We start from the raw sequence: 24,488 nt of genomic DNA, 5'->3' as shown, positions 1-24,488 counted from the left end.
CCGGTCAGCCCGCGTCCCGCACCGTCCCCGTCAGCTCCGGACCGGGCACCCGCTCCCACTCCGCGTCGTAGGCGAACAGCCCGCCCCGCACCGACTCCGCCGGCTCGGCGACCCCGTCCGCGACGGTGGGAACGGTGACCTCCGTGCTCGTCTCCCCGGCCGGGACGGAGAACGCGAGGTACGCGCCGTCCTCCACCGGCCGGGACAGCGGCCGCGGCGGGTCGGGCACGATCCAGAAGTGCTCCTCGAGCCAGCGCCGGTCCACGTCCGCCGTCGACAGCTCCGTGCCCCGGGTCACCGGCAGGAACTCGACGCCGCCCATCACGTCCGCGTCGGCGGCCGCGGACAGCGTCACCCGCCAGGTCAGCGCCTTGCCCTCGGTCACGTCGACCGCGACGGGCGTCACGCTCACCGTGGGCAGCGGGTCGTCGTTCCGCGCGGTCACCCCGCCGCGGTGCGATCCGACCACACTGCCGCGCACCGCCTTGACGAAGGCGTCCCGCGCCACGTCGTAGCCGTAACGGGTGTTGCCCCGCACCTCGACCGGTATCTCGATGTCGTGCCGCCCGGGGCGGACCGTCACCACGCGGGACGCGACCTCGTCGCCGTCCGGCCGGGGCACGAACAGCCTGACCTGCCCCGCGCCCTTGCCGGTCACCCGCACCGGAACCCGGTACGTACGGACCCCCTCGTCGCCCTCGTCGACCGTCAGCCGGCCGATGTCGACCCGGGCCAGCGGCGCGGGGGCCGCCTTCGGCGTGCCGGGCCGCCAGCCCCAAGCGTCCATGAGCCACGCCCGGCCGGAGCCGCTCCGCGGGGTCAGTTCGAGCGTCCCGATCCGCCGGGTGTCCAGGCCCGCGCGCACGGCCGCGGCCAGCGGGACGCGCACCTCACGCGCCCAGTACGAGGCGGTCCGCTCGCTGCCCGGCAGACCGTCGGCGCGGACCCGGCCCAGGTGCGCGCGGCGATTGGACGCGTCCCGCACGGCGACGTCGAACTCGGTGCCCGCGCTGCCGGGCGGAACGATCAGCCGCAGGGCCAGGGCCTCGGAGCCCGCCAGGGAGACCGGCCGCCCGGCCCGTACGGCGACCGCGGATCCCGGCCCCTCCCAGCGCAGCGCGACCGCGTCACGGCCCGGCTCGGAAGACGCCTCCCAGAACGCGAAGTGCGGGGACACGCCGCCCTCCTCGGGCGGCAGACAGGCGCGGGCGGCGTCGGGATCGACCTGCGCGCACAGCCGGGCGCCGGCACCGGACACCGTGACCGAGGGGCCCGGCAGGAACGCCGGCGTGCGGTGCGCCCCGACGGCGTGGGTGAGGACCCGGGCCGGGCCGGCCGACGGCGCCCGGCGGCCGGTGCCGTCGAGCAGCGGACGCACCCGGTCGTCACCCGCCACGAACAGGCGGGCCGCCGCGGCGATGTAGGTGGCCCCGGCCGCCTGCTGCTGCGTCGCGGTCAGCCGGGTCGGCGTGCCGGGGCTGCACACCGGGTCGGTGCCGTCCCCGGACGGGAAGTCGTCGATCGCGGGCGCCTTCGCCTGCCCCGGGGTCCACTCGCTGTTGAAGAAGTTGTGGTTGGCGCCGACCATGTAGACCGCGCTGTGCAGGGCGGCGCCCCGGCTGACCCCTCGGGTGCCGTCGACGTAGATCTGGCCCTGGAGATCGGAGACGTCACCGTCGCAGCCCGGCAGCAGGGTCGCGGACGGCACGTCCGGCACCGGGTTCTGGCCGAAGACGGTGGGACCGATCAGGACGTTGCCGCGGATCTTCCACCGGACGGGCCCCCGGTGGCCGTCCTGGTCCGCGGGCGGGGTGTACAGACTGTCGAGCGCGGCCCGGTTGACGCCCTCGCCGCCCCGGGAGTGACCGACGAGCAGGACGCGCGAGAGGTCGGCGGGCGCCACCCGGCGCACGGCGGCCGGGGCGCCGTCGCGGCCGGCCGCCCACTGTGCCCAGCGCGCCAGGTGCAGCCGGACCAGGGAGGAGCGGGCCTGCGCGCCGCCGTCCTCGGCCCGGAAGTCCTGCCCGTTGATGCCGTTGGCGGATATGGACAGCGTCACGTAACCCTGCGACGCGAGGAGCCGCTGGGCGCGCTGGTAACCCTGGTGGCTGGGAACGGGCCGCGTGCCCGGAGGGCACGGCCAGGCGCCGTCGACGTCCTCGGTGCCCGGTGTGTAGCAGGTGGAGTGACGGCCGTGCAGGAAGAGCGCCACGGGCCGCTTCCCCGGTGCGTCGGCCGGGCCCACCACGGCGGCGCGCATCTCGACGGGCTCCGGGAAGCCGGGCAGCCGGACCGGATCGAGGGCGTACTCGCCGCCGACGGTGCGGTAGGGGCCGGGCACTCCGGGGTCCACGGCGTTCGCGGGCGGCGGGGCCTGCCCGGTGCCGGGCCGCGCGGTCGGTGCGGGAGGCGCGGACGGCGTGAGGCGCCGGGCCTTGTCCGAGCGGCCCCGGCCGGTCGCGTCCAGCGCACGGCCGCCGGCCGTCGCCCGCAGCCGCTCGTCCCCGTCGAGCCGGACGTCCCCGAGCGCCAGCCGGAAGGAACGGCCGTCCGGCCGCGGCACCGGATACCCGAGGAGTCGTTCGCCGGCCCGGAACTCGACCCGTGCGTCCCCCATGGGTACCGGCTCGTCCGGCGTCCACACCAACTGCCTGCCCGGCCCGCGCCCGGTGAGCTGCCAGCCCTCCGGCAGCCGGGGCTCCCCGTACCGGCTGCCCGGCGAGGCGGCCGTCGGATCGCCCGGCGAGGGCTGCGCGAACGCCGGTCCGGGCGACGCGGTCGCCAGCGCGAGTAACGCCACGGCGGTGGTCATGCCGCGTGTGACACGTATCAAAGCGGTCTTCCTCACGATCGTTCTCGTCGAGGCACCGGGAGCCGTCGGGAATCCCGACGGCGGACCTCCTGGGTCGAAGGCGCCTCTCTCGCCCCGGGAGGACGGTGAGAAGACCGCCCCGGTTGCCTGATGTCACGTCATGAGCGGTCCGGGAGAACGACGGTGCGCGGCTGCCGCCGTCGGCGCCGGCGCCGGCACGTACCGGCGGCGGGCCGCGGTGAGGGGGAGCGCGGGCCGGGCTACGCCTCCCAGTCCCACGTGTCGAAGTACGCGGTCACTCCGCTGCGGCGGGCCTCCATGACCGTGGAGAGCCGGTCGAAGTCCCGCGCCGGCATGAGCCTTCGCCACTCCTCCAGCGGCAGCACCCGCACCTCGTCGTGCTCCTCCGGGGCGAGGGTGATGGCGGCGATCCGGCGGTCGCTGAGCCGGCCGCCGTCGAAGACGTACCCCGCCGTCGCGAACGGCCACGCCGCTCCCGGCAGCCCGAACACGGCGGCCAGCAGCCGCGGCGGCCCCGGGACCACGATCCCGGTCTCCTCCTTGGTCTCCCGCACGGCCGTCTCCCACGGCCGCTCGCCGCTCTCGGCCGTACCGCCCGCCCACTGCCAGGGGTGCTCCGGGCTGTAGACGGACCGCAGTTGGACGGGACGGTCGCGCTCGTCGGTGAAGAAGACGCAGCCGAAGAGGGTCGCCTTCGGCAGCGTCGCCGCGTACTCCTCCGGGGGCAGCCACGTCCCGCTCGTGCCGGGCCGCGGCGGAGGGGTGGGGCGGGGGACGGGCTGGGAAGCGGACACGGCGCTCACCTCTCCTGGGTCGACGGCTCGTCCGGGTGTCACGCAGCCCAACGACGGCACTCCGCGTGTCGAACCCATGTGTTTCGGACGAGCCGTGCACCCGAGAGGCGGGGTGGACGCCCCTGAGTCCGGCGCCCGTCGGCCCTTGCCGGGCGGCCCCCTCGACTCGGTCCGGACCCGGCCGCGACGCCCCCCGCCCCGCCCGCGTGACCCTGGCCGAAAACGCCTCCCCCGGTGAGCCGGCGGATGTGGCGGCGAGGCCGGTCACCGACGGGAGACCTCGCCGCCACGCCCCGGGACGACGCCGGTTCCGCTCGTTCCCCCGTTTCCCCCGTGAGCGAGCGGGACCGGCGCCGGGTCTCCACGGCGTGCGGCCCGGGACGGGCCGCACGCCGGTGGCGGATCAGTACCAGCCGGTGCAGCGGATGTTGCCCGTGGAGTCGTTCCACGCGCACGCCCGCATCACGTAACCGGCGTCGTTGTACGCCGGGGTGTGGGTGTCCGAGCCGGACTGGACGGTGGTCATGCCCAGCGGGCCCGTCCAGGACGCCCCGCCGTTGCTGGAGCGGTCGACCCACACCTTGTCGCCCGGGTCGGCGGCGGTGATCCGGCCCCAGGCACAGCGGCTGGAGGTGCTGTAGCGCAGTTCGATGCGGATGCCGTCGACGCTCGCGGTCCGCGGGGTGGTCGCGTTGCTCGTGCTGCACGCCATCGCCGACGCGGGCGAGGCCGTGCTCGCCTGCGCCGCCGTGGCGGCCCCGCCGAAGCCGAGCAGCAGCGCCGCCGTGGACACGAGGACGCCGGTCCGCCTGCTGATCATCATGTTCTCCCCCTGGATGCTCGATGTGTGTTCGGTGCGATCCGTGCGCTCACCGCGTGGTCGTGGTGCGGTGTCGCCCCCGTACGATGCCCCGGGCACCGCCCCCGGGTCGTCCACCGCGGAGTTGACCGCAGGGGTAAACCCTCGCGGTAGTGCCCGCCGGGCCGCGCTGCCCCGGAAGGGGGACGACCGGCCGCCCGGCCCGGCCGTACCCTCGTCCGATGCGTGCGAGGGCCCGTTGGGCGGGGCGTCTGGGCGAGCTGGATCCCCGGCTCGTCGACGCCACGACGGCCCTGGGCCTGGTGGCGGCGACGGCGGCGGCCGGCCATCAGTACCACCCGGCCCCCTGGCCGCCGTTCGACACCGGCGCCTATCTGCTCACCGCGCTCGCCGGCCTGCCGCTCGCCCTGCGCCGGGTCGCCCCCGTCGCCGTCCTGGTCGTCACCTGCCTGGCGTTCGCCGGGTACCTGGCCGCCGGATACCAGCCCTCGCTGAACTTCTGGTTCCCCGCGATCGCCCTGTACGGCGTCGCCGCCCAGCGCCCGCCCCGGACGACCGCCGCCGCCGCCGCGCTCACCGCCGCCGTCGTGCTCCTCAGCGGCCTCACCGTCCCCGAACTCGGCCTCCTCCTCTCCGTCGTCCAGGCCGTGGCCGTCCCCGCCGTCGTCTGGGCGTTCGGCACCAGTACCCGCCGCATCAGCCGCCGCAACCGGCAACTCGCCCTGCTCAGCGCACGGTTGCGCCAAGCCCAGGAGGAGAGGGCCAAACACGCCGTCGCCGAGGAGCAGCGACGCATCGCCCGCGAGCTGCATGACGTCGTCGCCCACCACATGTCGGTGATCAACGTCCAGGCCGGCATGGCCGGTTACGTCTTCGACTCCGCGCCCGACACCGCCCGCGCCGCCCTCGGCACCATCACGGAGACCAGCCAGGAAGGGCTGCGGGAGCTGCGCCGCATCCTCACCCTGCTGCGCTTCGAAGCCGACGGGAACCCCGGCGCGGACCAGGACGCCGACGCGGATCCTGGCGCCCGGTACGCCCCCGTGCCCGGACTGGCCCGGCTGCCGGACGTCGCCGCGCGGGTCCGCGCGGCCGGCGTCCCCGTCGACCTGCGGACCACCGGCCCCGCCCGCCCGCTCGCGCCGGGCACGGAACTGTGCGCCTACCGGGTCGTGCAGGAGGCGCTCACCAACGTCATCAAGCACGCCCGGCCCGCGCGGGCCACGGTGCTCGTCGAACACCGGCCCGGCGAACTGGTCGTCACCGTCACCGACGACGGCCGGCCCGACCAGCCGGATCCGGACAAGCTCGGCCCCCCGCTGGGTCACGGCTTGATCGGGATGCGCGAACGCGCCAGGCTCTACGGCGGAACAGTGGACGCCGGCCCTCGGGCCGAAGGGGGATTCCGCGTGTGCCTCAGACTTCCCGTGACCGAGAACGACGACCGGCGGGGCAGTCGGCCACCGGCATGACCACCGTGCTCGTCGTGGACGACCAGGACCTGATAAGGGCCGGCCTCGTCGCCCTGCTGCGGGCCGCTCCCGGCATCGACGTCGTCGGCGAGGCCGCCGACGGGGAGAGTGCGGTCGCCGAGGCGGCGCGGCTCCGGCCCGACGTCGTCCTCATGGACATCCGCATGCCCGGCATGGACGGCACCGCCGCCACCGAACGCATCCTGGCCCGCGCCGAGGACCCCGCGCCCCGGATCCTCGTCCTCACCACGTTCGACCTGGACGAGTACGTCTACGCCGCGCTGCGGGCCGGCGCCGCCGGCTTCCTCCTGAAGGACACCGGTCCCGAGCGGCTCATCGAGGCGGTGACCGCCGTGGCCCGCGGCGACATGCTCTTCGCGCCGAGCGTCACCCGCCGCCTCATCGAGGCCTACGTCAGCCGGGGCGACCGGCCCGCCGACCCGCCGGAACCCGCCGCCGGCCTCGACGTCCTCACCGCCCGCGAGTGCGAGGTGCTGCGGCTGACCGCCCGCGGCCTGTCCAACACGGAGATCGCCGAACGGCTCCGCATCGGCGAGGCGACCGTCAAGACCCACCTGAACCGCACCATGACCAAACTCCACGTCGACAGCCGCGCCCAGGCCGTCGTGGTCGCGTACGAGACGGGTCTCGTCGTCCCGGGCAGTCCACCGGTGTGACCCGGGGGCCCGCCGCACCGGCGGCAGGGGGCCCTCCGCGCGCCGGCCCGCGGCGAGGAGGCGGGCGACGTCGAGGACCTCCCCCCGGGGAGCCCGTCGCCTCCCGCGCCGCCCCCTACGCCCGACACGGCGGCGCCACGGAGCCGGACGCCGCCGCCCCGGTGACCGCCGGCCCCTGCCCCGGCACGATCGCGGGGAGCGGCTCGCGGGCGGTGTGCCAGATGGCGGGGAGGGCGGTGACGCCGGTGCGGGCGGCGATCACTCCGCCCGCGATGGCGCAGGTGGTGTCGATGTCGCCGCGGCCGGCGACCGTGGTCCACAGGCCCTCGTGGAGGTCGTCGAGGTGTCCCGCCGCGCACCACAGCGCGTAGGGCACGGTGTCGGGTCCCGACATCGCCGAGCCGGAGCCCAGGACCGCCGCCGCGTGCGTGACCGAGGTGCGCCGGGGCATCCGGGACGCGATCCGCACTCCCGACCGGACGTCGCCGTCGGGGAGCCGTTCGGCGACCGCCCGGAGGAACTCCGGCCGGGCGGGGGCCGGGCCGCCACGGCTGCGGGTCGCCAGTGCCGCGGCGACGGCGACGGCCACCGCCCCGGTGACGGCCTCCGGGTGGTGGTGCGAGACGGCGGCCTGCCGGGCGGCCTGCTCGGCGGCCGCGTCCAGGTCGGCGGCGTGCCAGGCACCGAGCGGGGCCACGCGCATGGCCGCGCCGTTGCCCCAGGAGCCCTGCCCGCCGAACTGCCCGGCGACCACGTCCCGCCAGGGCTCGCCCGCGCCGATCCGCCGCAGCACGTCGTGCATGGACGCCCCGTACCCGCGGTGGGTGTCGGCGGCGTAGGCCGCCGCGAAGCGGCGGGCGAGGCGGTCCTGGTCGACGCTGCCGTCGCCGTCGGCGAGCTCCCGTACGAGGACGAGGGCCTGCGCGGTGTCGTCGCTCCACCGCCACAGCGGCTCGGGAGGCGGGGTGCGCGCGGCCAGGGCCGCCGGACCTTCCCGGCGCAGGATGCCGAACCAGCGGTCACCGAAGGCGTCGCCGAAGGCGAGCCCGTGCAAGGAGTCCAGGACGGCGGCCGGCATCGTGATCATCGCAGCAGTATCGCCGCGCGACGGCGCCGCGCGCACTCCGTTTCGGCCGCGGGCCCGCCGCTCAGCCCGCCGCCGGCTCCTCACCGATCAGGCGGTGCGTCAGCGCCATCAGGCGGGCCCGGGCGCCGGCGTCGTACGCCTGCTCATGGGCCCGTGCCTCGGTGAACCGGTCGAAGTAGCGGCCCGTGACCGTGGCCGTCTCCGGGTCGAGCAGCAGGCGCACGGTGGGGCGGACGCCCTCCTCCGTGCCGACGAGGGGCGTGAGGCCGTACGCGCGGACGCCGGGCGTGTCCATCAGGTGGGCGGGGTGGAGGGCGTTCACCGTTACGCCCGTGCCGCGCAGTTCGTCGGCCAGCTCGAAGGTCGCCATGATCATGGCCAGCTTGCTGCGGCAGTAGGCCCGCAGGCCCTCGTAGTCCCGCTCCGTCATGACGTCGTCGAAGTCGACGGCCTCCTGGCCGATCGAGGCGACGTTGACGACCCGGGCCGGGGCGGAGGCGGTGAGCAGGGGCAGCAGCGCGCGGGTGAGCGCGTAGGGCGCCAGGTGGTTGACCGCGAAGCGCAGTTCGTGGCCCTGCCGGCTGAGCTCGCGGACCGTAGGCCGCTCCCCGCCGCCCGCCACCGCGTTGTGGACCAGGCCGTCGAGGTGCGGCTCCGCCGCCCGGATCCGGGCGGCCATGGCGTGCACCTGGTCCAGGTCGGACAGGTCGGCGAGGTAGGTACGGATCGTGGTGCCGGGGCCGGCGGCCCGGGCCTCGGCCGCGACGGCCGCCAGCCGGCCGGGGTCGCGGCCGTGCAGGAGGAGGGTGCCGCCGCGTGGTGCCAGGTCGAGCGCGAGTGCGCGGCCCATGCCCTGGGTGACGCCGGTGATCAGAGTGGTGCGCTGGGTCATGGCCGCCACTGTGGCGGCACCCGCGGGACCGCGGGAGGGCGTACCGCACCTGGTGTCAGCACCACCAGGCTGCGGGGGAGCGGGGGCGGGGGACCACGCCCGGCATACCCGGCTGCCGTCCCGTTTCAGGGTCTCGGCCCTGGGCAGCCGCCGTGGATACGGAAGAGACCGAGGGAGCGAGGCCGATGTCGACAGGAACGATTCTGGCCATCGTCATACCCGTCGCGGTGGTGATCGTGCTGATCGCGCTCGCCGTCGTCCTGGACCGCAGGCGCCGGAGCCGGCTGCGCGAGCGCTTCGGACCCGAGTACGACCGCACGGTCGACGACGCCGGAAGCAGGAGGGCCGCCGAGCAGGAGCTCGGGGCCCGCGAGAAGCGCCACGACGAGCTGGACATCACACCGCTGTCGAGCGGGGCGCGCGAGCGCTACGCCGAGCAGTGGCGCGGCGTCCAGGAGGAGTTCGTGGACCGGCCCGAGGGCGCGGTGCACGACGCGGACCGGCTCGTGACCTCGCTCATGCGCGAGCGCGGCTACCCCACGGAGGGCTTCGAGCAGCAGATCCGGGACCTCTCCGTCGAGCACGGCCGCACCCTGGAGCACTACCGGGCGGCGCACGAGGTCAACACGCTCAGCTCCTCGGGGCAGGCCACCACCGAGCAGCTGCGAGGGGCGATGGTGCACTACCGGGCGCTCTTCGACGAACTCCTCTCCAACGGCGACGCGGCCGGCCCCGGCCGCACCTGACGCATTCCGGCGCATCTGACGCGGAGGCCATGACATGCGTGAGCACGACACCCCGGACCGGGCCGGCAACGGCTCGGAAGGACCACCCGTCTACCCGGGAGAAAGCACCGACACCCCTACGGGTACGACCCCCGGCACCGACCCCGGCACCGACACCGGCACCGGCACCGGCGACGCCACCGGCACCGAGGCGTTCGCCGGCACGGACCCGTACGGCGGAACCGACACCTACGCCGGTACCGGCACCCCGGCCGGCACTGACAGCGGAGGGGAGACCGACACGGGCACCGGCACCGGAAGCGAGACCGACACCGGCGCCACCGGGGACACCGAACCCCGGGCGGACGCGGCCGCCACCGGCCAGGACGAGGGTCCCCAGCTCCTCGACCCCGCCGACGACGTGGAGTTCCGCACCCGCTGGCGCGACATCCAGAGCCAGTTCGTCGACGACCCCAAGGAGGCCGTGCACGCGGCCGACACCCTGGTCGCCGACGTGATGCGGAAGCTCGCCGAGACCTTCGCGGACCACAAGCGGAACCTGGAGGGACAGTGGAGCGAGGGCGAGGACGTCGACACGGAAGGACTGCGGACGGCCCTGCGCCAGTACCGCTCCTTCTTCAACCGGCTCCTCACCCGCTGACGAACCGCTGACGCGGAAGCCGAAGGCCGGCCGGTGCGGTGGCGTCCCCGACGTCACCGCACCGGCTCGTCCTCGTCCAGGAGGTCGAGGACCGCCCGCTCGATCGCGCCGTGGGTGGCCGGACTGCCGGAGGCGGCGTCCTCGCCCAGCCGTCCGAGCGCCGGGGCGACCGTCTCCCCGTCGGCGTACCGCTCGATCACCCGGGGCGCGATGTACGAGCTCCGGCACACGGCCGGCGTGTTGCCCAGGTAGTCGGCGACCTCGCCCACCGCCCGTCGCACCGCCCTGCGGCGGGCGGTGACCGAGTCCCGGGCGGCCGGCTCCGAGACGGCCAGCGCCACGGCGGCCAGCACGGTGGCGTGCCAGGTCCGGAAGTCCTTGGCGCTCATGTCCACCCCGGACCGGTCCCGCAGATAGGCGTTGAGCTCGCCGGCGCGCACGTCGTGCCAGGCCCGGCCCTGCCAGTACGCGAAGAGCCGCTCCCCGCCCCGGCGGCGCAGCAGCGCGCGCACCACCCGCAGCACGGAGTCGTCGGCCGCCTCGAAGGTGATGCGGCGCCCCGCCTTGCCGGTGAAGTCGAAGACGACGCGGCCCCGCGCACAGCGGACGTGCTCGCGCCGCAGCGTGGTCAGACCGTACGAGTCGTTGTCCCGCTGGTACCGGTCGCCACCGACCCGCAGGAAGCCCAGGTCGAGCAGCCGGGCCGCACAGGCGAGGACCCGTTCGCGGCACAGGCCGCGCCCGGCGAGGTCCTCCTCGACGGCCTGTCTGAGCCGGGGCAGCGCGGCGGCCACCTCACGGACGTGGGCGTGCTTGGCGCGCTCGCGCCGGGCCCGGTACTCCTGGTGGTAGAGGTACTGGCGGCGGCCCGCGTCGTCCGTTCCCACCGCCTGCAGATGGCCGTTCGGCCAGGGGCAGATCCACACGTCCCGCCAGGCCGGCGGAATGACCAGGGCCCGCACCCGCTCCCGGTCGGCGGGCGACAGGGGCCGGCCCATCTCGTCGACGTAGCGGAATCCCCGGCCGTGGCGGATCCGCCGCCAGCCGGGCCGCTCCGGGTCGCTCGTCCGTAGCCGCACGTCATGACGGTTGCCCGCGGAACGCCGGGCCACACCCTCCCGCCGCCCGGAGCGGACGGCGGGAGCGAGGGCGGCGGGGGAGCGGCCGAACTCGGGAGGTTCGCCGCGCGCGGTCCGGGGCATTCGCACCGGCGGACCGCCCCGGCCGCCCGGCGGGGCGGCGGCCCGACGAGGGAGGACACCCGATGGACGGAATCGTGCTGCTCCGCGAGGACCACAAGGCGGTGGAGAAGCTGTTCAAGGAGTTCGAGCGGGCGGCCGACGACGCGCACGGCCGCAAGCGGGAGATCGCCGACGAGGTGATCCGCCGGCTCACCGCCCACGCCTGGATCGAGGAACGGGTCTTCTACCCGGCGGCCCGAGAGGCCGCGCCCGACACCACCGACCACGTCCTGGAGAGCGTCGAGGAGCACCACGCCGTCCTGTGGATGCTCTCGGAACTCGTCGGGTTCGACCCCGAGGACGAGCGCTTCGACGCCAAGATGACGGTGCTCATGGAGAACGTGCGGCACCACGTCGAGGAGGAGGAGAAGGACTGGTTCCCCGAGGTCCGCAAGGCCATGGGGCGCAAGCAGCTCCTCGCGCTCGGCGAGCGCATGGAGGAGGAGCTGAAGTCGGCCCCGGACGACCCCCTCAAGGTGCCCAGCGCCCACGAGTAGCGCCGGCACCCGCCCGCCCCGCGCCCCTCCCGGCGGCCCGTCCCCCGCTCGTTCCCGCGCCGGTCGGGCCGCGCGTCACCAGGCGACGTCGGCGGCACGGACCACCCGGCCGCCCATGTTCACCTCCACCATCCGCAGGGCCGCCTCCGCCAGGTCCTCGTGGATGTGGGCCACCGCGTCCCGGGGCACGACCACGCCGAAGTGCCGGATGTGCGCGTCCAGCGCGGAGTACAGCACGCACTGCTCGGTCACCTGGCCCGTGAGGACGAGCTCGTCGACCTCCAGGCTGCGCAGCAGGTACGCGAGCGGCGTCTCGTAGAAGATCGAATGGCGTGCCTTCACGACGAAGAGGGAGTCGTCGTCGGGCCGGACGGGATCGACCAGCTCGGGATGCCGTCCGGCCAGGGCCGTGTCGAGGATCTGGCCGTGGTGCGAACGCCACCGGCCGAAGTTGTCGTTCGCGTACACGACGGGCGCGTCCGCGGCCCGCGCGCGCTCCAGCAGACCCACGATCGCCGGCAGCGCCTCGGTCACCGACGGGACGAGCAGCTCCGCGTCCTCGTGCCCGTAGTCGTTGAGCATGTCGATCACCACGAGCGCGCTCTTCGCCACGGTCTCTCCGGTTCCGCTCTCCGCTGCCGGCCGGCGCCCGCTCCGGGCGCCCGACTCCGGCCTACCTCCCCCCGGCCGCCCCCGCAACTCGGGCGCGGCCGGACGGAGGACGGCACGGGCTTCGCCGCGGGTGGCGCCGGATCCACCGTTTACGGACCCCCGGTCCCGGCAAACCGCCAGGGCATGACGCAGATCGGCTACACGATGATGACCGAACAGGCGGGCCCCAGGGAGCTGGTCCAGCACGTGGTCGAGGCCGAGCGGGCGGGCTTCGACTTCTCCGTGATCTCGGACCACTCCTTCCCCTGGCTGGAGTCCCAGGGCCACGCGCCGTACGCGTGGAGCGTGCTCGGGGCCGCCGCGCAGGCCACCTCCCGCATCCCCCTGATGAGCTATGTGACCTGCCCGACCTTCCGCTACCACCCCGCCGTGATCGCCCAGAAGGCCGCGACCGTGCAGCTGCTCTCCGAGGGCCGCTTCCGGCTCGGCCTCGGCTCGGGCGAGAACCTCAACGAGCACATCATCGGCGAGGGCTGGCCCTCCGCCCGCGTCCGCCTGGAGATGCTGGAGGAGGCCGTCGAGATCATCCGCGCCCTGTTCGACGGCGGCTACGTGTCCCACCGAGGGCCGCACTACCAGGTCGACGACGCCCGGCTCTGGGACCTCCCCGACACGCCGCCGCCCATCGGCATCGCCGTCTCGGGCCCGCGGTCCTGCGCCCTCGCCGGCCGGCACGCGGACCTGCTCGTCGCCACCGAGCCCAAGGGCGAACTCGTCGAGGCGTTCGAGCGGCAGGGCGGCGCGGGCAAGCCGCGCGTCGGGCAGCTGCCCCTGTGTTACGACCCCGACCGCGACGCGGCGGTGGCCCGCGCCCACGAGCAGTTCCGGTGGTCCGTGGGCGGCTGGCGGCTCAACTCCGAACTGCCCCTGCCCGCCGGCTTCGAGCAGGCGACGGAGCACGTGCGGCCACAGGACGTGGCGGAGCAGATCCCCTGCGGCGACGACGTCGACGCGGTCGTGGAGGCCGTCCGTCCCTACGTCGAGGCGGGCTTCACCGAGGTGGCGCTCGTCCAGATCGGCGGGGACCACCAGCTGCCGTTCCTGCAGTGGGCGGAGAGCAAGCTGCTGCCCGCGCTGCGCGCCCTCTGACCCGGGCCCGCTCCCGGCTCCCCGGCCCGGTGCCGGCGGCGCGTGTGCGTCACGCGCCGCCGGCACCGAGGAACGGGCCGGGTCAGCCGGCCCGGCGCAGGTCGAAGCGGTCCAGGTTCATCACCTTGTCCCACGCGGCCACGAAGTCGCGGACGAACTTCTCGTCCGCGTCGGCGGCCGCGTACACCTCCGCGAGGGCCCGCAGCTGCGCGTGCGCACCGAAGACGAGGTCGACGGCGGTCGCCGTCCACCGCACCTCACCGGTGGCCCGGTCCCGGCCCTCGAAGACGTTCTCCTGCGACTCCGACGCCTTCCACTCCGTGCCCATGTCCAGGAGCCGGACGAAGAAGTCGGTGGTCAGCGCCTCCGGCCGGTCGGTGAACAGACCGTGCCGGGAGCCGTTGAAACCGGTGTTCAGCACCCGCATGCCGCCGATCAGCGCCGTCATCTCGGGAGCGGTCAGGGTCAGCATGCTGGCACGGTCGAGGAGCAGCGTCTCCGGCGACAGCTTCTCGCCCGCCCGCAGGTAGTTGCGGAAACCGTCCGCCTTGGGTTCGAGCACCGCGAACGTGTCCACGTCCGTCTGCTCCTGCGAGGCGTCCGTACGCCCCGGCGCGAACGGCACCGTGATGTCGTGCCCGGCGTTCCGCGCGGCCCGCTCGACGGCCGCGCACCCGCCCAGGACGATCAGGTCGGCGAGCGAGATCCTCGTCCCGCCGCCGGATCCGTTGAACTCCTCGCGGATCCGGTCGAGGGCCTCCACCGTCTGCCGCACCTCGGGCAGGTCGTTGAGCTCCCAGTCCTTCTGCGGCGCCAGCCGGATCCGCGCCCCGTTGGCCCCGCCGCGCTTGTCGGTGCCGCGGAAGCTCGCCGCCGACGCCCACGCGGTGGTGACCAGCTGGGGCACGGACAGTCCCGAGTCCAGGATCCGGGCCTTCAGCGTCGCGATGTCGTCGGCGCCGACCAGCGGGTGGTCGACCTCGGGCACGGGGTCCTGCCACAGCTGCGGTTCGGGCACCCACGGGCCGAGATAGCGCGCCAGCGGACCCATGTCACGGTGCAGCAGCTTGAACCAGGCCCTGGCGAACGCGTCCGCGAGCTCGTCCGGGTTCTCGTGGAAGCGCTTGGCGATCGGCGCGTAGACCGGGTCCGCCTTCAGCGCGAGGTCGGTGGTCAGCATCATCGGCGCGTGCCGCCTGGACGGGTCGTGCGCGTCGGGCACGGTGTCCTGCGCCGCCGGGTCGGTGGGCTTCCACTGGTGCGCGCCGGCGGGGCTGCGCGTCAGCTCCCACTCGTACCGGAAGAGGTTCTCCAGGTAGCCGTTGTCCCACCTCGTCGGCGCGGTGGTCCAGGCGCCCTCGAGACCGCTGGTGAGCGTGTCGGGGCCCTTGCCGCTGCCGTGGGTGTTGTGCCAGCCCAGGCCCTGCTGCTCGAGGGGAGCGGCCTCCGGCTCCGGACCGATGTACTGCGGGTCGACCGCGCCGTGGCACTTGCCGAACGTGTGCCCGCCGACGATGAGCGCGACCGTCTCCTCGTCGTTCATCGCCATCCGGCCGAACGTCTCGCGGATGTCCCGGGCGGCGGCCAGCGGATCCGGATTGCCGTTGGGGCCCTCCGGGTTGACGTAGATCAGTCCCATCTGCACGGCGGCGAAGGGGCCGGTGAGCTCCCGGTCGCCGCTGTAGCGCTCGTCCCCGAGCCAGGTGTCCTCGGGGCCCCAGAAGATCTCCTCGGGCTCCCAGATGTCCTCGCGGCCGAAACCGAAGCCGAAGGTCTTGAACCCCATGGACTCCATGGCGCAGTTGCCGGCGAAGACCAGCAGATCGGCCCAGGAGATCTTCCGCCCGTACTTCTGCTTCACGGGCCAGAGCAGCCGGCGCGCCTTGTCGAGGCTCGCGTTGTCCGGCCAGCTGTTGAGCGGGGCGAACCGCTGCGCGCCGCTGCCGCCGCCGCCCCGGCCGTCGGCGATGCGGTACGTCCCCGCGGCGTGCCAGCTCATCCGGATGAACAGCGGCCCGTAGTGGCCGTAGTCGGCCGGCCACCAGTCCTGGGAGTCCGTCATCACCGCGAAGACGTCCCGCTTCAGCGCCTCGACGTCGAGGCTCGCGAACTCCTTCGCGTAGTCGAACTGCCCGCCCATCGGATCGGACAGGGGCGAATGCTGGTGGAGAACCTGCAGGTCCAGCTGGTTGGGCCACCAGTCCTGGTTCCGCTGGGGCCGCTTCTCCGTGGGGGTCGGGGAGGGAATCGCCGGGTTTTCGCTTTCGCTGCCGGGCACGTCGCTCCTTCTTCCGCTCGATCGTGACTGTTTCGGCGTCCGTATGGTCGCGCACGGCGGACCGTGCCGCCGTGAGAACACGCAGAGCCCCTACCCGACGGATATGGATAGGAAAAGCCGACTTATCCCTCTCTTCGTTTCTTTACCGGGACGGCCGGACCCGTTCCCCGGCCGGCGCTCCGCTCAGAGGCCGGTGACGTTCGCCTTCGCCGACAGCTCGTACACCAGGGTGACCGTGCGCCGCCCACCGGGCGGCAGGGCGACCTCCCAGCGGGCGATGCCCTCGGCGTCGACGGCGTCCGGCGCGGGGGAGCAGACCTCCGGGCGCACCCGCACCTCGACCTCCGACACCTCCGACACGGGAATCCGCTCCCGCAGCACGACCACCCGGTCGCCCCGCTCCCCGGGCGCGGAGAACCGCGACAGGTGCAGCCGCACCGTACGGGTGACCACGGTCCGCTGGGCGATCCTGGAGGTGTCGCGGGACTCCTCCGCGTACCGCACCACCCGGCAGTCGTCCGAGGCGCCGAAGGCCAGCTCGGCGGCGGCACCGGGAGCGGTGAAGTCCAGCGCGGCGCGGCCGGTGAACCCGCTGCCGAGCACCAGGTCCACCGGGCCGGCCAGCAGGGCGTGCCCGGACCGGTTGTCGAACCGCACCATCCGGGTGACCAGCGGCGACAGCTCCGGCGCGCCGGTGTACTCGTCGCGCGCGGCCGTGGTGAACGCCGACAGCGGCACCCGGTGGGCACGGCCGTCCGCGCGCACGGACACCGGTGCCGGGGCGGCCAGCACCCGGACCTCTCCGCCGTCGTCCACCCCCGCCAGACCGAGCACGGGGGCCGGGCCGAGGGTGCCGGTCTCCTCCTCGCGCAGCTCCACCTCGACGGTGCGCCGCTCGGCCGCGGAACGGTCCTTCAGCGTCAGCCGGTCCTCGACCAGCCGGGGCGGATCGCCGGCCCGCGAGGAACGGGCCGTGGACAGCGTCAGCCGGACGTCCGACCAGTCCTCCCCGGTGCGCTGCCAGACCACGGCGTCGGTCTCCAGCGTCAGGGCGTCCCCGTCGAGCACGGCCCGGTAGGCCGGCCGCCACAGCGCGCACGGGGTCAGATGGGTCAGCCGCAGGGCGGCCGGGCCCGCGGCCGCCGCCTCCACGGTCAGTTCGACGTGGCCGACCAGCTCGGCGGGCTCCTCCTCGGCCAGCTCCATGGCCCGCCCGGCCTCCCCGAGCTCCGCGCCCACGGCGCCGAGCCGCGCCTCCACGGTGCGCAGCTCCTCGGCGCAGGCGTCCCGCTCGCCGTCGACCCGGTCCAGTTCGCGGGCCCACCGCTGCCCCTCGGACTCCCCGGCGCCGGCGCCCTCGCCGATCTCCCGCAGCAGATCCGCGGCGAGCCCGCCGAGCAGGTCGAGGCGGGTACGCAACCGGTCGCGCCGCCGTTCGAGGGTGCGCCGCTCCTCTTCGAGGGCGTGCGCGTGCCGGCGCAGTGCCGAGTCGTCCTCGGCGGGCCGCCGCGGCCCGCGGGGCGTCCAGTCCCGGACGATCCGTACGTCGAGTACGTCGAGGCCGTCACGGTCCTCGCGGATGCCGGGTCCGCCGGGTCCGCCGGGGCCGCCGTCCGGCGGGCCGGCGGTCAGCTCGGCGTGGACGGTGCGGTCGACGGCCAGCGCGCTGATCGGCCCGAGGCGCAGCCGCTGGACACCGGCCGCGAGGTCGAGCACGGCGGTGCGCTCGACCTGCGCACGGTCCTCCAGACAGGTGACGGCGGTGACGGGCAGCGCGATCGGCGGCGCGGCGGACGAAGGGAGGTGCTCGGCGGCGGGAGGCGCGGGCGGATTCACCGGGGACACGGGCGGGGTGGTGGACATGGTGGGTGTCAGCTCCTGCGGTTGCCGCCGACCAGGGCCTTGCCGGCCGGGATGCGGATCTCGTAGCCGCCGTCGAGGGCGGTGGTGCCACCGGCGGGCAGTTCCACCCGCCAGACGCGGGTGCCCGGGGCGTGCCGCTCCGGCTCCGTGCCCTCCTCGGGCACCGCCCAGTCCGCCCGCTCCTCGATCCGGACGTCGGCGTCGGAGGTGACCGGCACCCGCTCCCTGACCTCGACGGTGACCGGCCCCGGGAGCCGGTTGGCCAGCTCCACGTGCACGCGGTGGTCGAGCACCGTGGTGGTGTTGCGCAGGCCCGAGGACGACTCGACGAGGTGCGTGCGCCGGGTGACCCGGATGCCCTCGGCGGGTCCGAGGCCCAGTCGGCGCACACCGCCCGGGGCGAGCGTGGGCAGCGCGGCCGTCAGCAGGAACTCGTCGTCGACGACGACCTCCACCGGCCCGGCGAGGAGGGCCTGGCCGGTGGCGTTGGACAGCACCAGGGTGGCGTACGCGGTCGGCTCCACGGACGGCACGCAGAGGTACTCGGTGCGCAGACCGACCGGGATCTCGCCCACGGTCACGGTGTGCCAGGTGCCGTCGGACGGGACGTCGGCGCGGGCCGCGGCGTCGAAGCGGTGGTCGAAGGAACCCGCCGACTCGCGGGGCCGCACGGCGTGTCCGGGCAGCGGAAGGCCGGCCACTGCCTGGGCCCGCCTGCGGTGCTCGGCGGCCAGTGGGTCGAACGGGGCCTCGGGGAACAGCAGCCCCCGGCGGCCGCCCGGCTCGTCGGGGCCGCTCAGGACCAGCGCGGCGTAGTCCAGCTCCTCGCCGCTCGGCCGCGGCGGACCGGCCACGGGCGGCACCGGCGGCGGGGCCTGGGCGGGAGCGCCGGGGGCCGCCGGGCCCGGGGGCGCGGCGCGGCGGGCCCGGGCCAGGGGGGCGGGGGCGCCGCGGAAGACCTCCGGGGCAGCACCGTACGCGCCGCCGTACGCGCCGCCCGGAGCGCCGCCGTACCCGCCGCCCGGGGCGGGCGGCGCGGCGGGCGCCCCGGCAGAGGACTGGGGGGCCGCCGCCGGTGCGGACACCGGCAGGGCGGCTGCGGGCGGCGGCAGCGGCGGGACCGGTCCGGCCGCGGCCGGCGGGCCGCTCGCGACCGGCGCGGAACCGGCGGCGAGGGCGCCCACCGGCGGGCGCGGCCCGGCCGCGTCGTACCCGGTGAAGAGGTCGGCGAGCCCGGGCGGCGGCTCGCGCCAGCCCGACGGCGCGGGGGCCGCCTGGCGGCGCCCGATGCGGATCGAGCGCAGCGGCGGCAGGTCGCTCCTGCGCCGCAGGTCGGCGGTGGCCAGGGCGATCCGTACCCCCGTCCAGTCCTCACCGGTGCGCTGGGCGACCGAGGCGCGCAGCAACAGGCGCCCCTCCCCGTCGCCCTGACGGTGGGTGAGCCGGTAGGCCGGAACCCAGACGGCCCCCGGCACCCCGTACTCCACCTCCAGCTCCACCTCGCGTGCGGGCTCGGCGATCAGGCCCGCACCCGCGTCCGACTCCGCCCGCGCGGGCGTGTCGCCGCCCGCCACGAGCGTGAGCACCGCGCTGACCGTCGTCTCCACGTGCGCCGCCGGGGCGGCCCCGGTGGAGGCGCGGGCCAAGGCGTCCTCGGCGACGGCCAGTTCGTGCCCGGCACGTTCCAGGGCCTCGTCCCGTTCGGCCAGGCGGGCGTGCAGCCCGGCCAGGCGCGCGTCCACGAAGTCGGCGAGTTCCAGCCACGCGTCGACGGGGGTACGGCGGTGCGGGTCCTCCCGCCTGCGGGGCGGCGGCACCGGGCGCAGCCCCTCGGTCTCCTCGACCAGACGTGCCTGCCGGTCCCGGCGGTCACGCGCCGCCTCGTACGCGTCGCGTCGCCGCTCCACCTCCTGCAGGAGCCCCCCGTCCGCGCCCCCGGCGGGCGGCGCCGCCTCGAACTCCACCCGGGCCTCCGCCACCCGCAGCCCGGAGGCGGCCGGCACGCGCACCCGCAGCGAGCCCGGATCGAGGGAGCGGGGCAGCCCCGTCACCCGCACCCGGCCGTCGGGCGGTACGGTGCCCCGCGCCAGTCGGCGGCAGAGCGCGCCCTCCGCGTACACCACCACCGCGTCGAGGGTCGATCCCCATCCGCGCATCGGTTCCGTCGCCATGTCCCCAGAGCCCCCTGCCCGCGTCCGTGCCCCGCGCAGCCTACGCCGGGCGGCACACACCCCGGCGCCGGGGCCCCGCTGTCGGTGGCACGGCGTACCGTCTGGGCATGATCACAGCCGACGAAGTCCGCGCCCTCGCCCTCGCGTTGCCGGAGACCGTGGAGAAGGAGGCATGGGCCATGCCCACCTTCCGGGTCGCCGGGAAGATGTTCCTCACGCTGCCCGACGACGAGACGTCGATGGCGGTCCGCTGCCCGAAGCTGGACCGCGACGAGCTGGTCCTCGCCGAGCCGGAGAAGTTCTGGGTCGCGGACCACGAGGCCGCCTTCGCGTGGGTACGGGTCCGCCTGCGAGCCCTCGACGACGCCGACGAGCTCCGGGCGATCGTGGTCGACTCGTGGTGCCAGGCGGCGCCGCCTGGCCTGCTCAGGGACCACCCGGAGCTGGCGGCCCCGGCGCCCTGACTCCGGCGGCGGACCGCGCCCGGACAGGCGCTGACCGGACGGACGGCCCTGTCGCGCGGGCGGCCGCCGTCCGACGTAAGGTCCGGATATGGGTGTGGTCCGCCGCCGTCGACTCCGTGCCGCCCGACCGCCTCGCCCGGCCCGTGGGTGAGCGGCGTGGGCGGCCCCATCGGTGCGGACACCGACGACGTCTTCGGCGACGGGCGGATGGACGCCGTCGTGGCCGACGTCATGCGGGAGACCGAGGCGTCCATCGGCCTGCTCTATCTGCAGGTGCCGGGGGAGCGCATGCTGCGGCTCGTCCTGGTGTCGGGTGTCTCCCCGGAGATCGCCGCGCCCTGGGTCCGGGTCCCCGCCGACGCCCCCGTCCCCGTCGCCGACGCCATCCGGGAGCGCCACGTCGTCTGGCTGGGCGGCCAGCAGGAGATCGCCCGCCGCTACCCCCGGGTCGGGATCGTGCTGCCGTACGACTTCATGCTGGCGGCCGCGCCCCTCGCCGACGACACGACCGTGTGGGGCGGCATCGTCCTGCTCTGGCCGACCTGGCACGCGCCCCAGCTCGACGAACGCGAGCGCAGGGCGCTCGACGACTGCTGCCGCCGCTCGGCGCGGCTGCTGCGGCGGGCCGCCGAACAGGACCCACCGCTCACTCCGCCCGCGGAGCTGCGCGTGGTCCACCCCGTACGCCCCTCCGAGGCCGACCCCGTCCTCGGCGCGGCCGCCGTCGGCTTCGCCGAGCGGCTGCCCGTGGGATGCTGCGCCCTGGACCTCCACGGGCGCATCACCTTCATCAACACCGCCGGCGCCGAACTGGTCAACGCCGGGGCGGCCGCGCTCCTCGGCAGACGGCCGTGGGAGGTGCTGCTCTGGCTGAACGACCCGGACTTCGAGGACCGCTACCGCGAGGCGGTGGTCACCCGCAGGCCCACGTCCTTCACCGTCATGCGCCGCCCGGCGACCCGGCTGCTCTTCGAGCTCTACCCCGACGTCACGGGCGTCAGCGTCCACATCCGTCAGGTCCCGGGCCCCGACGTCACGGACGTGCCGTCCGCCGCCGGGGCCCCGCCCGGCGCCCCGGACCCGCAGCGCTCCGCCGAGCCGGTCGGCGCCACCGCCGTGTACCAGCTCATGCACCTGGCGGCCGCCCTGACGGAGGCGGCCGGGGTCCGCGACGTCGTCGAGCTCGTCGCCGACCAGATCGTGCCCTCCTTCGGCCCGCACGGCCTCGTCCTGATGAGCGCCGACGAGGGCCGCCTGCGCATCATCGGCCACCGCGGCTACGACCAGGAGTTCGTCGCCCGCTTCGACGGCACGCCGCTCACCGCCGACGTCGCCGACGCCCGGGTGCTCGCCACCGGCGTGCCCCTCTTCTTCCCCACGCTCGAGGACCTGCTCCGCGCCCACCCGCACGCGCCGCGCTACGAGGGCCGCCACGCCTGGGCCTTCCTGCCCCTCATCGCCTCCGGCCGGCCCGTCGGCTCGCTGATCCTCTCCTACGAGCGGCCGCGGCCCTTCCCGGCGGCCGAGCGGGCGCTCCTCACCTCCCTGGCCGGACTCATCGCCCAGGCCCTCGCCCGGGCCCGGCTCTACGACGCCAAGCACTCCCTCGCGCACAGCCTCCAGACCGGTCTGCTGCCGCACGGCCTGACCCCGATCCCCGGCGTCGCCGTCGCCGCCCGCTACCTCCCCGCCGGCCACGGCATGGACATCGGCGGCGACTTCTACGACCTGGTCCGCGCCACCCCGACCACCGCCATCGCCGTCATCGGCGACGTCCAGGGGCACAACACGACCGCCGCGGCCCTCATGGGCCAGGTGCGCACCGCCGTCCACGCGCACGCGACGGCCGGTGCGTCCCCCGGCGACATCCTGGCCCGCACCAACCGGCTGATGGCGGACCTCGACCCGGACCGCTTCACCAGCTGCCTCATCGCCGAGTTCGACCTCGTCCGGAACCGGATCCGGCTGGCCACGGCCGGACACCCGCCGCCACTCCTGCGCCACCCCGACGGCCGTACCGAGGTCGTCGACGTCCCTCCCGGGCTGCTCCTCGGCATCGGCGTCACGGACGACGCCGACTACCGCACCACGGAGCTGCCCTGGGAGCCCGGCTCCGTCCTCGCCCTCTACACCGACGGGCTGGTCGAGGCCCCCGGCCACGACATCGGCACGGCCATGACGGACCTGGCCGAACGGCTCGGCCGGTCCCGGGCGGCGGACCTCGACGGCCTCGCGGACGACCTGATCCGCCACGTCACGGACGCCGCCCACCGCACCGACGACGTCGCCCTGCTGCTCGTCCGCCGCGAGCACCCCTCGGCGGACGGCTCCTGACGTGCGCTAACCGGCCACGAGGGAACGGGCGGCGCGGGCGATGTGGGTGCGGGAGATGCCGCAGGCGTCGAGGAGCTCCGGCGTCGTGCCCGAGCCGGGCAGCTGCGTGACGGCGAGGTGGGCGAACGCGGGCCGGGGACCGCCGTCCGCCGCCAGCGCCGACAGGACCGCCTCGCCGATGCCGCCCTCGGGGTGGTGGTCCTCGACGACGACGAGGGCGCCGGTCTCCCGTGCGGCGCGGGCCAGCGTCGCGGTGTCGACGGGCTTCACGGAGTACAGGTCGACGACCCGGGCCCGTACGCCCTCGGCGGCCAGCTCGTCGGCGGCGGCCAGGCACTCCTGCAGCGTGACCCCGGCGCCGACCAGGGTGACCCGGTCGTCCGCGCCGTGCTCGCGCAGCGTCTTCGAACCGCCCACCGGGAAGGACTCGTCGGGCCCGTACAGGACCGGATAGGACCCGCGGGTCGTGCGCAGATAGGAGATGCCGTCCAGGTCGGCCATGGCCGCGGTCAGCGCGGCCGTCGACGTGGCGTCACTCGGATAGAGCACCGTCGAGCCGAGCACGGCCCGCATCATGGCGAGGTCCTCGACGCCCATCTGCGAGGGGCCGTCCGCGCCGATCTCGACACCGCTGTGCGTGCCGCACAGGGCCATCGTGATCCGCGAGACGGCGGCCATGCGGATGAAGTCGTGGGCGCGGGTGAGGAAGGCGGCGAAGGTGGTGGCGTACGGGCGGAAGCCGCGGACCGCCATGCCGACCGCGTCGGCGATCATCTGCTGCTCGGCGATGTACGCCTGGAAGTACCGCTCCGGGTGGACCTTGCCGAACTCCTCCGCGTGGGTCGAGTTGCCGACCTCCGCGTCCAGGGCGACGACCTCGGGCCGCGCGCCGAGGGCGGCCAGGGCGGCGCCGAACGCCTTCCGGGTGGCGACCTCGTCACCGACCTCGTAACGGGGCAGCTCGACGGTGACGGCACCACCCCGCCCCGTACCGGCGGGCGAGACGGCGGACGGGTCGGCGGACGGCCGCGGACCGCGCACCCGCAGGTCGCGTACGCCGCCGAGCTCGGCGACGGCCCGCTCGGCCATGTCCTCGGGCAGCGCCTTGCCGTGCCAGCCGCCCTTGTCCGCCACCTCCGCCACACCGCGGCCCTTGACCGTCCTCGCGACGATCACGGTGGGCGCCTGCCCGTCGGCGGCCGTGGTCAGGGCCCGGTCGACCTCCTCCAGGTCGTGGCCGTCGACCTCGATCGCCCGGCACCCGAACGCCTCGGCCCGGCGGGCGTACGCGCCGGTGTCCCACTCCAGCTCGGTGGGACCGCGCTGACCGAGCCGGTTCACGTCGATCAGGACGGTGAGGTTGGCCAGCCGGTGGTGTCCGGCCTTGTCGAGCGCCTCCCACACCGACCCCTCGGACATCTCGCTGTCCCCGCACAGCACCCACACGCGCGAGGACCGCTTCTCCAGGTCCCGGACCGCGAGCGCGATGCCGACGGCGTAGCCGATGCCCTGGCCGAGGGAACCGGTGGCCACGTCCACCCACGGCAGTTCGGGCGTCGGGTGGCCCTGGAGGCGGTGCCCGAGGCGGCGGTACGTCGTCATCAGCTCGTCGTCGCCGATCGCGCCGGCGGCCTTGAACATCGCGTACAGCAGCGGCGAGGCGTGCCCCTTGGAGAACACCAGGTGGTCGCCGGCCGGGTCGTCGGGCGCGTCCCAGTCGTAGCGCAGATGGCGGGTCATCAGCACCGCCATCAGGTCGGCCGCCGACAGGCTGGAGGTGGGATGCCCGGAGCCCGCCGCCGTACTGGCGCGCACGGAGTCCACCCGCAGCTGCTGGGCGAGCTCGAAGACCTGGGACAGGTCGCTCCGGGGGCCGAGCGTGGTGGTGGCGGGTGCGGTCATGACGGAGGTCCTTTCA

General features: G+C 75.3%; 19 protein-coding genes. 8 read left to right on the top strand and 11 right to left on the bottom strand.

Annotation, left to right across the window (positions count from 1 at the left end; translation table 11 throughout):
* Nucleotides 1–4: 4 nt before the first annotated feature.
* The 3 genes from ABD954_RS01900 to ABD954_RS01890 form a co-directional block, all read right to left on the bottom strand.
* On the bottom strand, nt 5–2,833 hold the full coding sequence (locus ABD954_RS01900; protein WP_425584023.1) for a hypothetical protein: 2,829 nt from the start codon (nt 2,831–2,833) through the stop codon (nt 5–7).
* A 239-nt stretch (nt 2,834–3,072) separates the two neighbouring features.
* Nucleotides 3,073–3,627 (bottom strand): NUDIX domain-containing protein, encoded by a 555-nt coding sequence (locus ABD954_RS01895; RefSeq protein ID WP_425584022.1) that lies wholly within the window; start codon nt 3,625–3,627, stop codon nt 3,073–3,075.
* Between the two features lie 403 nt (nt 3,628–4,030).
* Nucleotides 4,031–4,450, bottom strand: a complete 420-nt coding sequence (locus tag ABD954_RS01890; protein WP_345483950.1) for a DUF2690 domain-containing protein — start codon at nt 4,448–4,450, stop codon at nt 4,031–4,033.
* A gap of 218 nt (nt 4,451–4,668) precedes the next feature.
* On the opposite strand from ABD954_RS01890, the gene ABD954_RS01885 reads away from it, so the two are divergent.
* Together ABD954_RS01885 and ABD954_RS01880 are read left to right on the top strand one after the other, a co-directional pair.
* Entirely contained in the window at nt 4,669–5,919 is a 1,251-nt protein-coding gene (locus ABD954_RS01885) for a sensor histidine kinase (protein ID WP_345483949.1), read from the top strand.
* Nucleotides 5,916–6,596 carry a response regulator gene (locus tag ABD954_RS01880; RefSeq protein WP_345483948.1) on the top strand — a complete coding sequence of 227 codons (681 nt, stop codon included), beginning with the start codon at nt 5,916–5,918 and terminating at the stop codon, nt 6,594–6,596. The genes ABD954_RS01885 and ABD954_RS01880 overlap by 4 nt, the downstream gene beginning before the upstream one ends.
* A 115-nt stretch (nt 6,597–6,711) precedes the next feature.
* Here the strand turns inward: ABD954_RS01880 and ABD954_RS01875 are convergent, their stop codons facing one another.
* Together ABD954_RS01875 and ABD954_RS01870 are read right to left on the bottom strand one after the other, a co-directional pair.
* Nucleotides 6,712–7,683, bottom strand: coding sequence for an ADP-ribosylglycohydrolase family protein (locus tag ABD954_RS01875; protein WP_345483947.1), 972 nt, complete (start codon nt 7,681–7,683; stop codon nt 6,712–6,714).
* 61 nt (nt 7,684–7,744) lie between these two features.
* On the bottom strand, nt 7,745–8,575 hold the full coding sequence (locus ABD954_RS01870; protein ID WP_345483946.1) for an SDR family NAD(P)-dependent oxidoreductase: 831 nt from the start codon (nt 8,573–8,575) through the stop codon (nt 7,745–7,747).
* A 185-nt stretch (nt 8,576–8,760) separates the two neighbouring features.
* Here ABD954_RS01870 and ABD954_RS01865 point away from each other — a divergent pair, with 185 nt between their 5' ends.
* Entirely contained in the window at nt 8,761–9,321 is a 561-nt protein-coding gene (locus ABD954_RS01865; RefSeq protein WP_345483945.1) for a hypothetical protein, read from the top strand.
* 34 nt (nt 9,322–9,355) lie between these two features.
* Entirely contained in the window at nt 9,356–9,961 is a 606-nt protein-coding gene (locus ABD954_RS01860) for a hypothetical protein (RefSeq protein WP_345483944.1), read from the top strand.
* A gap of 53 nt (nt 9,962–10,014) precedes the next feature.
* On the opposite strand, the gene ABD954_RS01855 is transcribed toward ABD954_RS01860, so the two are convergent.
* Nucleotides 10,015–11,040 (bottom strand): DNA topoisomerase IB, encoded by a 1,026-nt coding sequence (locus tag ABD954_RS01855; protein WP_345483943.1) that lies wholly within the window; start codon nt 11,038–11,040, stop codon nt 10,015–10,017.
* A 185-nt stretch (nt 11,041–11,225) separates the two neighbouring features.
* Here ABD954_RS01855 and ABD954_RS01850 point away from each other — a divergent pair, with 185 nt between their 5' ends.
* Entirely contained in the window at nt 11,226–11,699 is a 474-nt protein-coding gene (locus ABD954_RS01850; RefSeq protein WP_345483942.1) for a hemerythrin domain-containing protein, read from the top strand.
* A 75-nt stretch (nt 11,700–11,774) separates the two neighbouring features.
* Here the strand turns inward: ABD954_RS01850 and ABD954_RS01845 are convergent, their stop codons facing one another.
* Nucleotides 11,775–12,311: a cysteine hydrolase family protein gene (locus ABD954_RS01845; protein ID WP_345483941.1), complete on the bottom strand. Its 537-nt coding sequence runs from the start codon at nt 12,309–12,311 to the stop codon at nt 11,775–11,777.
* A 183-nt stretch (nt 12,312–12,494) separates the two neighbouring features.
* On the opposite strand from ABD954_RS01845, the gene ABD954_RS01840 reads away from it, so the two are divergent.
* A complete protein-coding gene (locus tag ABD954_RS01840) occupies nt 12,495–13,460 on the top strand; it encodes an LLM class F420-dependent oxidoreductase (RefSeq protein ID WP_345483940.1) in 966 nt (321 codons plus the stop codon).
* Between the two features lie 82 nt (nt 13,461–13,542).
* Here the strand turns inward: ABD954_RS01840 and katG are convergent, their stop codons facing one another.
* The 3 genes from katG to ABD954_RS01825 all read right to left on the bottom strand — a co-directional run bounded on the left by katG (nt 13,543) and on the right by ABD954_RS01825 (nt 19,772).
* Entirely contained in the window at nt 13,543–15,738 is a 2,196-nt protein-coding gene (katG, locus tag ABD954_RS01835) for a catalase/peroxidase HPI (RefSeq protein WP_345483939.1), read from the bottom strand.
* A gap of 183 nt (nt 15,739–15,921) precedes the next feature.
* Nucleotides 15,922–17,601, bottom strand: a complete 1,680-nt coding sequence (locus tag ABD954_RS01830) for a mucoidy inhibitor MuiA family protein (RefSeq protein WP_345483938.1) — start codon at nt 17,599–17,601, stop codon at nt 15,922–15,924.
* A gap of 8 nt (nt 17,602–17,609) precedes the next feature.
* Nucleotides 17,610–19,772, bottom strand: coding sequence for a DUF4139 domain-containing protein (locus tag ABD954_RS01825; RefSeq protein WP_345483937.1), 2,163 nt, complete (start codon nt 19,770–19,772; stop codon nt 17,610–17,612).
* A 107-nt stretch (nt 19,773–19,879) separates the two neighbouring features.
* Between ABD954_RS01825 and ABD954_RS01820 the strand changes: the two genes are divergently transcribed.
* A complete protein-coding gene (locus ABD954_RS01820; RefSeq protein WP_345483936.1) occupies nt 19,880–20,236 on the top strand; it encodes an MmcQ/YjbR family DNA-binding protein in 357 nt (118 codons plus the stop codon).
* Between the two features lie 207 nt (nt 20,237–20,443).
* Nucleotides 20,444–22,570 (top strand): SpoIIE family protein phosphatase, encoded by a 2,127-nt coding sequence (locus tag ABD954_RS01815; RefSeq protein ID WP_345491895.1) that lies wholly within the window; start codon nt 20,444–20,446, stop codon nt 22,568–22,570.
* Between the two features lie 6 nt (nt 22,571–22,576).
* Here the strand turns inward: ABD954_RS01815 and ABD954_RS01810 are convergent, their stop codons facing one another.
* Entirely contained in the window at nt 22,577–24,472 is a 1,896-nt protein-coding gene (locus ABD954_RS01810) for a transketolase (protein ID WP_345483935.1), read from the bottom strand.
* Between the last annotated feature and the right edge of the window lie 16 nt (nt 24,473–24,488).

The organism is Streptomyces roseoviridis, from assembly GCF_039535235.1.
GTDB lineage: Bacteria > Actinomycetota > Actinomycetes > Streptomycetales > Streptomycetaceae > Streptomyces > Streptomyces roseoviridis.
This window is presented reverse-complemented; position numbering and strand designations above follow the sequence as displayed.